This is a genomic window from Serratia sp. 2723, assembly GCF_050434425.1.
Taxonomy (GTDB): Bacteria; Pseudomonadota; Gammaproteobacteria; order Enterobacterales; family Enterobacteriaceae; genus Chania.
In genome coordinates, this window is sequence record NZ_JBNDIN010000002.1 from 225484 (window position 1) to 238001 (window position 12518).

3 protein-coding genes, 1 tRNA gene and 2 pseudogenes are annotated in these 12518 nt (G+C 43.4%); 2 read left to right on the forward strand and 4 right to left on the reverse strand.

All coding sequences use genetic code 11. The annotated features are described in order from the left end of the window. Positions 1-12: 12 nt before the first annotated feature. Positions 13-1956, reverse strand: coding sequence for a bifunctional 2',3'-cyclic-nucleotide 2'-phosphodiesterase/3'-nucleotidase (locus ABIE29_RS03775; RefSeq protein ID WP_429617079.1), 1944 nt, complete (start codon positions 1954-1956; stop codon positions 13-15). 68 nt (positions 1957-2024) lie between these two features. Then, positions 2025-3206 (reverse strand): NupC/NupG family nucleoside CNT transporter, encoded by a 1182-nt coding sequence (locus ABIE29_RS03780; RefSeq protein WP_429616904.1) that lies wholly within the window; start codon positions 3204-3206, stop codon positions 2025-2027. 396 nt (positions 3207-3602) lie between these two features. Here ABIE29_RS03780 and ABIE29_RS03785 point away from each other — a divergent pair. Further along, positions 3603-3678, forward strand: a tRNA-Phe gene (locus ABIE29_RS03785). Positions 3679-3783: 105 nt separating this feature from the next. Here the strand turns inward: ABIE29_RS03785 and ABIE29_RS03790 are convergent. Continuing rightward, a pseudogene (locus ABIE29_RS03790) lies at positions 3784-4607 on the reverse strand (IS5 family transposase); the annotation flags it as partial. 40 nt (positions 4608-4647) lie between these two features. On the opposite strand from ABIE29_RS03790, the pseudogene ABIE29_RS03795 reads away from it, so the two are divergent. After that, positions 4648-4782: pseudogene (locus tag ABIE29_RS03795) on the forward strand (IS5/IS1182 family transposase); the annotation flags it as partial. 227 nt (positions 4783-5009) lie between these two features. Here ABIE29_RS03795 and ABIE29_RS03800 read toward each other — a convergent pair. Continuing rightward, entirely contained in the window at positions 5010-12428 is a 7419-nt protein-coding gene (locus ABIE29_RS03800) for a YwqJ-related putative deaminase (RefSeq protein ID WP_429616905.1), read from the reverse strand. Positions 12429-12518 lie beyond the last annotated feature (90 nt).

Genomic DNA, 12518 nt, shown 5'->3' on the forward strand with positions numbered 1-12518 from the left:
TTCCCCAGATCTTTATTTCTGTAAATCGATCTTGTAAACGGCAAAGCCGATGTCGTCTTTTCCTACCAGCGTCATTGGGTGCTGTGCGGACTGTTTAATGTAATCAGCCGCATTCTGGCTTGGTGAGGTTTCCATGCGGATATCCAATGGTTTATCCGAAGTAATCTGCGCGATCCGCCAGCTGTTTTTTACCTCTGGCTTATATTCGCCATGCAGTTTGGTCTGCTCAGAGATGTAATTGGCCACGATAGTGCGCACTTCATCCGGTGAGGAGATAACGATATTTTTTTCACCCGTACCGGCGAACTTGCCGGTAAATGCCCGGTAGTTGTTCACAGCAACCAGGAATGGCGCGTCTGCCACCACCGCTTTACCTTTATAGGTCAGCGACTTGATACGCTGGGCCTGTGGATTAATCACGTTACAATCAACGTCATAACGCGCTGGCTGGGTCACGTCGATCTGATAGCTCAGGTCGTCAAACATATCGAAGTTGTATGCCCGGAAGCCGTTCCAGTTAAGCAGCGACTGTGGCTTATCGCTTTTCACATCGATCTGGTTGTACATGCCCGCAGAGCACTCCAACCACTCTTTCAGATCGCTGCCTTTCACTTTCACGGCCGCCAGCGTATTGGAATACTGGTAAAGATCGGCGGCATTACGGAAGCTCAAAGGCCCTTTACGCATATCAACGAAGGCTGCCGGATCGTTCTTCCTGCCACCCGCCTTGAACGGTGCCGCAGCCGACAGTACCGGAATATCCGCCAGATCGGGATCGCCCTGAACAAAGTGCTCAACATAGGCTTTCTGCGCCGCACGGATGATCTGGATGGCCGAGGAGTCCTGCACTAATGACAGATAGGTATTGGTATCTTCGGCAATGGTGCCAATCGGCTTGTTAACGAACTCACGGGTGTCGTTGTGTGCCTGCTCCAGCGTTTTCACCAGCGTGGCTTTGGCATCTACCAGGGATTTGTCATTCTTCTTATCAAAGATTGGCCGAGCTTCTGCACGGCTGGAGACCACCTTCCAATTATTGGTTTCTCCTTCCAGCACCAGATCGATCACCCCCAGGTTATCCGCCCAGTGGCCCGGCATGACCGCAGGTATACCGTTGACCGTACCCTTTTCAAGATCTACTCCAGGAATAGCGGCGAAATCCTTGCCTGGGAAAATACCGTGCGAGTGGCCAAAGGTAATGGCATCGATGCCTGGAACCTGCGTGAGGTAGTAGACCGAGTTTTCTGCCAGCGCCTTGTAAGGGTCGGCAGAGATGCCGGAGTGGGCGATAGCAATCACGATATCCGCCCCTTCTTTACGCATCTGTGGCACCAGCTCCTTGGCGGTTTCGGTAATATCTTTGGTGATCACCTTGCCCGACAACTTGTCCTTGTCCCACAACACGATCTGTGGCGGTACAAAACCGATATAACCAATGCGCAACTTATGCTCTTTACCCTCGGTATCTTTTACCGGCGTGTCCACGATCAGATACTGTTTGAAATAAGGCTTGTTGGTTTTGGCATCATAGACGTTGGCATTGATGTACGGGAATTTGGCACCGCTAATCGCCATTTTCAGGTAATCCAGCCCGTAGTTGAACTCGTGGTTACCGAGGCTGCCGACCGCATAATCCAGGGTGTTCATCGCCTGATAAACCGGGTGCACATCGCCCTTTTTCAGGTTGGCTGCGGCATAGTCCGCCATCGGGCTACCCTGGATGATATCGCCATTATCTACCAGCACGCTGTTGGTAGCTTCTGCGCGGGCCTTATCAATCAACGTAGCCGCTCTTACCAAGCCGTACTGAGCGGTGGCTTTATCTTTGTAATAGTCATAATCCATCATGTTGCCGTGAACGTCGGTGGTTTCCATGATACGGAGATCCACCGTTGCGGCATGCGCAGCACCTGCAACCAGCAGGGCCAATAACGATATCTTGAGCGGAGAAGTCATTTTCATCTCATATTCCCTATTGTTATAGCGTTATCAGGCCACAGCCTCTAGATGTAGCCTTTTGCTAATTAAAAGAAGAAACCTACGACGGCGGCGTTCAGGAAGCTAACCAGCGTGGAACCGTAAAGCAGCTTCAGGCCAAAGCGGGCTGCGGCGTTACCTTGCTTGGAGTCCAACGCCTTGATGGCACCGACAATAATGCCGATAGAGGAGAAGTTGGCGAACGACACCAGGAACACCGAAATAATCGCCATGGTACGTTCAGAGAAGTTGTAGTTGCCCTGTGACAGATTGAGCATGGCAACAAATTCGTTGCTGACGATCTTGGTTGCCATCAGGCCACCGGCCTGCACTGCCTCGTGCCACGGCACCCCCACCAGGAAAGCCAGTGGTGAGAACACGTAACCCAACACGCCTTGGAAGGAAATGCCAAATGCAGCGGTAAATAGCGCGTTAGCCATGGTGATCAGCGCAATAAAGCCGATCAGCATCGCGCCAACGATAATGGCGACCTTAAAACCATCGAGAATGTATTCGCTCAGGACTTCGAAGAAGCTCTGTTTCTCCCCTTCGACGACGTCAAGAATGTCTTCCTCCGGCTTGACCTGATAAGGGTTGATCAACGACGCCATGATAAAACCGCCAAACAGGTTCAGCACCAAGGCTGTCACCACATAGCGCGGGTCTAGCATCACCATGTACGCACCCACAATCGCCATTGAGACCGTCGACATAGCCGAGGTACACAGCGTATACAGGCGGTGCTCCGGCAGCAGGCCGAGCTGCTTTTTCACCGAGATGAACACTTCAGACTGGCCGAGGATCGCCGAAGCCACAGCGTTATAGGACTCCAAGCGCCCCATGCCGTTGACCTTGCTCAAAGCCAGGCCGATGTACTTGATGATAAAGCCCAGAATGCGCCAGTGTTGCAGAATGCCGATCAGCGCAGAGATAAACACGATGGGCAGCAAAACGGACAGGAAGAAAGAGATCTCGCCGTGATTCACCAAACCACCAAAGACGAAGTTCACCCCTTCGTTAGCATAGGAGAGTAAATTGCCAAATACTTCAGCGATCACGCCAATCACTTTATTGCCTACGTCGGTCTTAAGCAGCAGTGCGGTCATCAAAAACTGGCAGGCCAGCATGACGAAAATCGGACGATAGCGTATGTTTTTGCGATCGTTGCTCACTAACAGTGCCAAAACACAGATAGCAAAAATACAAACTATCCCTATGATATATTTCATCTTTTCCCCAAAATTATCTACGAACTTTTACGTTCCGTTATCCTGTCTTGTACCCTGGCGTATGCCGGGAACTAATGATGTTATTATTAAAACATAACACAGATAATATGTTATTAAAGTTACAGAGATCACATTTAAAAACGACAATCCCCTTATAATACATATATGTAACATGTTGTACTTATCACTAACATTATCTTGGTTATAGAATGGTCAGGAGTGAACATTATTGGGGTGAGTTTTTTGATCTCTGGCATCGGATATTTGGGGGGGGGAAAGGGAGAATGCTGGCACAGGAAGGTAGCAATGCCCTGCTTGAAATTAGAGCAATCGCTCGGCTTTGTGATAGAAACCCATTGACGACACTGGGCCAAATACGGTTTAATGCGCCCCGTTGCCCGGATAGCTCAGTCGGTAGAGCAGGGGATTGAAAATCCCCGTGTCCTTGGTTCGATTCCGAGTCCGGGCACCACTATTTAGAAGAACCCGCCTATGGCGGGTTTTTTGCTTTATAGCTCAATAACTTGTTGGTTTATCAGTGATTATCCCTTTTCTCCCGCTACCGGCCCCGCTTCCCGGTGGTACAGGCTGAGCGACGGTTATACTCCGTTGTCCATTTCCACCGCGCATTGCTCCCGCTCAGCCGCTGATTAGCAACCGCTCGGTTACGGTCTGCGTACTCACCCGGCCAGTAACCTGCTCCCTTTCGGGGAGGGATGAGTGCGCTGATTTTCTTACTGCGCAGTTCATCGTGACATAATCGGGTGTCATAAGCCCCGTCCGCTGCCGCTGACCTGATTTTTCGGTGGGTCTGCCTGATGAGACCCGGGAAGGCTTCTGCATCGGTCACATTGTTCAGTGACAGGTCCGCACAGATGACTTCATGCGTTTTGCTGTCAACGGCCAGATGCAGCTTCCGCCAGATACGACGGCGTTCTTTACCGTGCTTTTTGACTTTCCACTCACCTGCACCGAAGACCTTCAGCCCGGTAGAATCAATCACCAGGTGTGCAATTTCACCCCGAGTGGGCGTTTTAAAACTGACGTTAACCGACTTGGCCCGCTTACTGACACTGGTGTAATCCGGGCTGCGCAACGGAACACCCATCAGGGCAAAAATGGAATCAATAAAGCCCTGTGCGGCCCGCAGGGTCAGCCGGAATACGCGTTTAATCACCAGGACAGTCGTGATGGCAAGCTCAGAATAGCGCTGAGGTCTCCCCCGTGATGAAGATATTGCTGACTCATACCAGGTCTGAATAGCCTCGTCATCCAGCCAGAAAGTCATGGAGCCTCGATTGATAAGGGCTTGGTTGTAAGTGCGCCAGTTGGTGATCCTGAACTTCTGCTTTGCCACGGGACTGCCTGTGTTGTCAGAGGATGCGTGATCTGATCCTTCAACTCAGCAAAAGTTCGATTTATTCAACAAAACCTGTATCTGTATGTAAAACAATTGTTCGGAGGTCATCTGACCCTGCGGAATTACGGTGCCCAGGTCGGAGAGGCTATGGCCATGATCCGTGGCTTAAACAAAATGACGCGTGCAAATATACCAGAAAGTGTACGAATTACCTGAGGAAGAGGCTGACAAGCTGATATTTTATCTAAATTCGATTTATTCAACAAACCCCCCAGCGTCTTAATTTTATTTTCGACTATAATTTGCCTGCCGCCATTGTCAGGAAACAGGCAATTATACCGTTTCTGTTTACATCCTCTAAGTCAACAATGATTTTTAATTAAGGGTTGAACCATTAAATTTATAATAGCTCCTCATAGTGGATTGACCGCATACAGGACATTCTATTTAGAAAATTTTAAATTAACATCAACTTTGCGCGTAGGTACTTTCTCAAGGCCAGAAAGAATACCGCTGCAATTATAACAGGCCGGGAACTCTTGGTTGAGTTTACCAACCAGCCTGCGGGTAAATATATGGGTATTACTGAGGGCATCGGATAGATTAAACGATCCTCCTTTTGATTTATTTAACTCATTAATCATAGCATTGAGTGCCTGAACTTCCGCATGTAACCCAGGGAGCCCATCAAAAACAGATAATTCATAATCATTATTTTTTAAAAAGTCCCTTATCCTTTTATCAATCTCTGCATGCATTGGGTTTTCGCTTTTCGTATAAAGTCTGTGAACTTCTTTCATGTATGCCTCTACATCGCTCACTTTATAACGTAATTTTTCACCACCAACCTTATCAGGAGAATACCTAATCTCCTCAAGTTTTTGTTTTCTTGCTTGCACACTAAGATCTTTAAAGTTTTTCCCTAGCGCTTTCTCAAAGGTAAAGTTTTTTAAGGTCGTTGCATCTGACAGCTCTATTCCCGGAAATAATTTTTTCTGACTTAGGCTACCCTCAATATTAACGAATCCCTTCAGCAACTTAATATTGACTTCATCAGAGATATTTATCACACCGGCGTGCGCCGCCTGTTTTTTAAGTAAGCTAGGCATGCTATTCTCAATCAATTCCTTAGTAAGATTTTCTATGCTAATACTTTTATTTCTGGCAATACTATCAACCTTAGATATAGCTTTAAAATTATCGAATGCCCGATTCGCTTCAATACCCAGCCATTCCAATTTTTTCATTTTGTAATTATCATAACCAAACCTGCCATCAGGTACTTTATCATTATAATACCATGTTCCGTTATTATACCGAACCGGAATTGAACGGCCCTCATAGTAAGTATATCGTTTTTCAACTGGGACAGATTTCTTGCCTGTCCCTTTGATGCTCAGTGATTTCCCCTGTTTTTCCGGGCCAACCATCACCCAGGAATCCAAAGCATCATCCCTGATCACTCTGTAGTAGGCTGTTTCTACCTTCAGGTAATGATTATTGCTCCCATCGGAGTAAATACCTTGATCTTGATTTCCTTTATTGCTCAGGGTAAACGTATTATTGCGGTCGATCACTCGCCAGCTCGCATCTACATTTACCGTATATTCACGCGGCAACAGATTTGGGATAGTCTTACTTTCAATATGCGTCACCCCTAGCCCATGCCCTGCATTTTTTAATTTAGACTGACTAATTCTCAGGCTACCTGTTGTTTTTTGGGTATCAATCTGCCACCCCCCCTGGTGATAGCTCATACGGCTAAAGCTATTTCTACGTTCTATCGCACGTTTGTCAATAGCATGACCCGTATTCAGCGGCTCCGTCTTCAGTAACTCACCGGTAATGTCGTATTCAATATTTTCTGAAACGGAATTATAAATCCTTATTGAATGCTCATCAATATTTTCAATATGAACATATTGCTTTTCGCTATCTTCAAAGTAAATATTAGAAGGTGATAATATTTCGGGTTGTTTAGGGATCACTAAATCATCACCACGCTTAATAAAATAAATCATCGTAGTATTTTCATCATCACACGCGGCTGGTTTTATCGATACAACTTCACGTCCCTTTTTATCACCTTCGCCTGTAACAGTGACCTCCAGCAGATTATAAACGATACGTTTTGGACCACTAGACTCACCAGACAGTTCACTGATTGTGAACGGAGTCGTTGTAAATAATGCCTGAGCCATCTCTGAGGAGAGCGTCTCGGTCTTAATTATATCAGCGAAGTCTGAATAAGTAGAAGATATGGTAGAAACATCATCAAGAATGTTTGATACTTTAAGTCTTTTCAGCTGGTTTTTTACTGGTTTATTAGCTTTAGTCATCTTAAAAAAAGCACGCTTGGAAATATCAGTAAATGGAACACCATCAAGGATAATATTTTCAATAATCTCCTGTAAAATTTGCCCGCTAGCCTCAACCGTTGCAACAGCAATTTTATTCGTGAGTGTCTGAATGATTTTACGTCTTGGAACACCGGCTCGTGTCATCGCTTTCACAATGTCAAACAGCGATGTAGCAGATTTGGTAAGGACATTCGCCATACCAAAACCGCTGACCGCCAACAAAGCCAGATTAATAGACTCCAACAATATATCCCCAAAATCAGGGGTGTAACCCGGATCGTTACGCATATTTTGTATGATATCATAAAATGGAATAAGCGAGGTAAACAACGAGCTAAAACTCATATCCTCTGGCGGTTGGTGAATTTTCTTTAATATATCAACACGCTCAGTCAGGTCCTCTTTAATGCCAAACCATAGTAATGAATTCAGTTTACTATGTTCAGTAATCTCTTTATCGTAAACAAAACCGACCTTACTGTTATTGGGAGCAGAAAATGCAAATCCTAATTCCGATGAAGAAGATTCCACCCTTCTGGTTCTTCCTGACTCAATTTCCAAAACACCACAAGGCTCAAAGTCACCAACATTTTTATATAAATAATCAAACGTTTCATTATCGTTAAGTAGTTGATACATCCCCATCACTGTACTGAATGCTTTCGTCTGGTCCTTATAATCGTGAAACACATATACACGCCCAGGTAATGGTTTCCATTCTCCTTTTCCTTTTGTTTTCCCTTCTACAAAATACTCCATTTTATAGATAATCACGAGCGGCTTTTTAAGTTTAAGTTCAAATAACCATGGGTCATTATTGTAATATTGCAGAATGATTTTATTGGCACTATCAATAGCCTCTACATCAATACTGCCATCTTCTTTATATTGATAAAATTGTTTGTTATACTTAAACTCAGGTGAGTCATTTTCATTACCCGTCGGGTCACTGATCGGGTTAAAATTTTCCTCAAGATCAATCTGGCGTTTTTTCATCAGGTGTTGAATTGGAATTGACGTGCACCCCCTGATGGTACTATCACCACTTTCTTCCTTATGGCTTATGCTGTCTAATAATTCAGAAATAGACGACATGCATGCTGAAATCACTGGTCCTCCACGCATTCTTGGGGGAGAAAGATTAACGCGCCTACAATGATCCTTAAGAAATTTATGTCTTTCAATATTTTGCTTTTCTCTATCTTCAGCCTGAGGGTCAAAATCAGAATATGGCAATATATCCTTTATAGTATTATATTTCTTACTCTTATTAAACCCCTTAACCTCTTTTGCCTTATCCAATAAAGTAACGTTATTCTCCATCAAACTTTTATTATTATATGCGTTGCGGACGAGCATATCCCAGGATATCATAGAAATACTAGATCCAGAGGCAAGAACAAACATAGCATATTGAAAAGAAAGAAGTTTATCATTATCTCCTGACTGAGCGCCGGGCTTAGAAAAGATCGCCGTCTCTTGGGTAAACTTACGATATAATTCAGCGTAATAATTTGTTTCTCTCTCCTTCGCGTCATCTGGATTTAAATATAAAACATTAACTGAAACACGATCGTTAATATACTCAATAAGTGCTTTATCATAAGTATAGGCCAAAGCAATAGCGATAAGCTTAAAGTAGTTATCTCTATTTACAGCCCCCAGATTTAACAGATCGTCAGTATTATAATTTTCCTTTCTAGATGTCACGCGAACTAAATCATCCTGCTTACCAACATAGTAATTACAAATATCTTCCACCGTCTTGGCGATCTCAACATCCTGTTTCAATATCGGGTTAAATATAATAGATTGACTTGCCTTCTCTTTAAGTCTGCGGGCTGCACTACAATGTTTTACACGAATAGCATTAATACAATAATTATAACGCTCCAGTAAATCTGATGTTGAAGTCGGTTCTTTTAGCTTTACCTCCTCTTCTATTTTAAAAATATTCATTGCTCGTTGAAACTGGCTGTTGCTACCGCTATCCTTTAAGATACCCGCATCAATCATATAGTAGTCTGCCAGGTTACTTTCCACCTCAATTTGATTATCCTCTGCCACCTCCCATTTGATAGATTTAAATGATTCATGCAGCGGAGACTTCATTTTTTCAATAAAGTTGTCTTTTGAAAAAGCTATCCTAAACTCATCTGCCCCCCCTGAAACAAATTGTGGAATACGAAGAATACTTTCGAATATAAAACGGAAGCAGATAAGATCTGAATAAACCTCGCTCATATCCTCCACATCTCCTGGCGACAAACCGATGCTACGACTATCCTCATTTGATTTTAAATTAAGCTTTTCATAATATGAAAAAGCCACATGCCAATTGGTTTTTATACTATCAAGATTAGAGTGTTTTGCATTAACCGCCAGACCAAGGGCATAGGTAAATAGATCATAAGCATGAATATTCCCCGTTGTGCTGAAAGAAATCGCTCGAAAACCGTCATCCGGTACAACACCGTTATAAAGCTGACGCCACTCATTTTCACTCAATGAAGAGAAATAACTCTCCATCCCAGCGGTGAGGTTGGAGAAATTTAAATCATCAACAGCCTCATCAAATAACGTTTTTTCTGAATCACTTGCCTCCCACCTGAGCTCTTTGGATGAGTTCCTCTGAGATATATTTAACATGTTCGCAACACACTCTCTCGCCACGTCCAGCAACCCCTCATCATCTTTATACGGCTGCTGACTTTCTTTCTCCTTTTTTAAATAGGCAAGGATATTTTTGTATACTCTGGAGTAAAAATTCCAATACGAGATTTCTATCTTGCCTTCCAAATTTGTATTTTGGTTCTTTTTTATAATCCTTCTTATGATTTTTTTTATGATTTCTATTACAATATAACTTACTTCTGCAGAGTAACTGTTGAAATCCAATCGTTCCAATAGCTCGACTGGGATATCCGTTACCGGGCTGTCTGTGGATGTCGGTACCGAAGCCTCTCCGGTGCTCCTTCTCCGCCTGCTGTGAGCACTGTCAGCAGGATCGCTTGCCTCATCATCCGCATTGTCAATTTTTGCCACTATGTCGTCAATGCGGTTCCTCTCTTCCTCCGTTAGCGCCTCACCATTGCCTGAAAAATAATATTTATAGGCACTGGTGGTTAACCCGGCACTGCCAATAAAAAGGAGCAGTGCCGGCCGCCAATATTGGTAAAGGGATTTATTACCGTCAGGAGCAAGTGGCCTAATACCATCCTCATTAGTAGCCTCATCATCATTCTGTCTTATTCTGGCGTAGCGGCGGCTTTGTTTGATCTTCAGAAAATCGGCTAGTGCAGCCGCAACAATAATTCCAGACAGTGGGCCGAGGACATAAGTAGTTGCCACGTTATTTTTAGAAGTATTTCCCGTCGTATCCCGGTACAGAAACTCCAAATCCCTGGTGGTGATTTCCATTATCTCATCCGCACCGGAGTTTTCATCGGCTACAGACGCTGGTTGCGCGTTCTCATCCTCCTGTTGACCCATTGCATTAAAATCGGCCTCTGTAACTTCCTGGCTCACTGGACGCCTTCCTGCTACAGGGACCGGAGCAGCTGCCGCAGAAGGGAATGTTAAAATAGAGGGTAGAGCGGAAATTGAAGAGCTAATCGCCGCGGACAACAAAGAAACAGTGTTTTTGTACAGTTTTTCTCGTAACTCAGCCATCGCGAGGCTATCACTGTTTGCTAACGCATTAAGCCACCGGTTAATCCAGTCCAGTAAATTATTTGCTGGCTCCTGTTTCCCCACGATGTTTTTTGCTTTCCGCAGGGCGGGTAATAATGGTAATAACTCGAGAAAAATTTCTAACTGTGGATAGGCCTGCACAATATGGCTGTTTTTTAACTTTGCCGCCAAATTACGTAACCCCTCCTCCATTTCTTCATCACTATCAGCATTAAGGTACTGATAAATTTCCTTACTTAACATAGCCTGTAAATATAGTGTGTAATAATAATTAATTTGCTGGTCTTTACTTGTATCATGTTCAAGAAACCATCTTAATGTCATGTCAATATTGGTACATTTCGAAATATCATTTGCATACTTTATTGTAAGACTCGAGATAGGATCAATACTGAACAAACCCAATAAAGGTATCCATCTACCATTTAGTAAAATATTGCCTAACTCACGATCTTCACCGACAAACATGTTTAAAAATCGCTCACCTACTTTACGCCATGCATCTCCCCAGCTATCTTTTCTATTATAATCATTACAGATCTTAATTATCTCTTCCGATACCTGTTGAGGTAAATAATGATTACCAGCGACAATGGCAATTTTCGGCAAGGCCATGGGGGCCGATATCTTAAAAATATCAGTTAATAAACTAAAAATGGTGGACACACTTGGTTTTGAGCTCCAATCCAGATTTATTAGCCGCTCAAAAAATGCCACTCCTTCGGTATTCTCAATGAAATGGAGTGGAATAAAGCTCTTAAACTCTCTGATAATAACCTCGCCGGGATGACTAACGGCCTGAAACAGAGAAAAAATCTGATTAACCTTTTCCTCATCAACATCTCTCGCCATAAGATGCAGCCGAATCTCATCGTGGTTCTGTGGGTCGGAGAGTATTTTAGCCAACCACTGAATCTGTGTAATGACATCTTGCCCTCGCGGAAATGGCGTGTTCCGTTTTGCCAATTGATGCATTGCCCCTAAAGCCTCTCCCAGTTCAATCGTAGATTTACCAACCATGTCGAGAATAAAATCATCGTATTTAAACGCTGACATATAATCTTTTATTCCGGCATCTTCCGGAAGGTTCTGTACTGTCTGAATAAGAATAAACAGCTGTTTAAGTTTAACCAATAGTGGTTTGACTCTCTCTACACCCATTTCAGAAACTTTAGGGATGGATATTATTTGCTCAAAGAGTCCAAACAAGGCGATTAGCTTAACTAATACTGGCTCGTCACCTAAAATATTATCGTAAATGCTTTGAATCTTATTAAGATAATCACTGATTTTTCTAAGTATAGGCACTAGGCTATTTAAGTAATCACGCACGTGATTATACGCTTCCCCTGCCTCTCCTCTTTTCCCTTTTTGAACAAAATCTTCAAGAACTATAACCACCTGATTGAACTTTCCCTTTAGTGTAAAGTTCCCTTTATATATACATTCTATTTCCTCATATACAGATTTAAAGGATTTTAGCTCGCTAAACATACTTGAAAAAACTTGGTTTGTTACATCAGTAGCCAACCTATAAAATATATCCATAATCATATCACGCGCGTAATTATCACTCTCCGCGCCTGAGTGTAAGCTATCAACAATTCCTTCTGACACACCTGTTTTTTCCTTCTCATGTAATTTACCTAGCAATATCGCCACATTATCTTGCTGATTTAAATCCCCTCCTGCGTTATCATTGATATATTCAACCGATAACCCTATTGATTCCTCTGCTGAACTTGATAATGGAAGAACCAGGTTATTTTTTTTATGTTTTGTTTTTTTTTCATCTCTGACGTATGTCATTTAACACCTCGAAAATTTATTTTAGTAAAACACGCCAAAAGCACCCAATAGCCCGCTGAAAAGCAGTCGTTTAGGTGCATCGCACTGGGA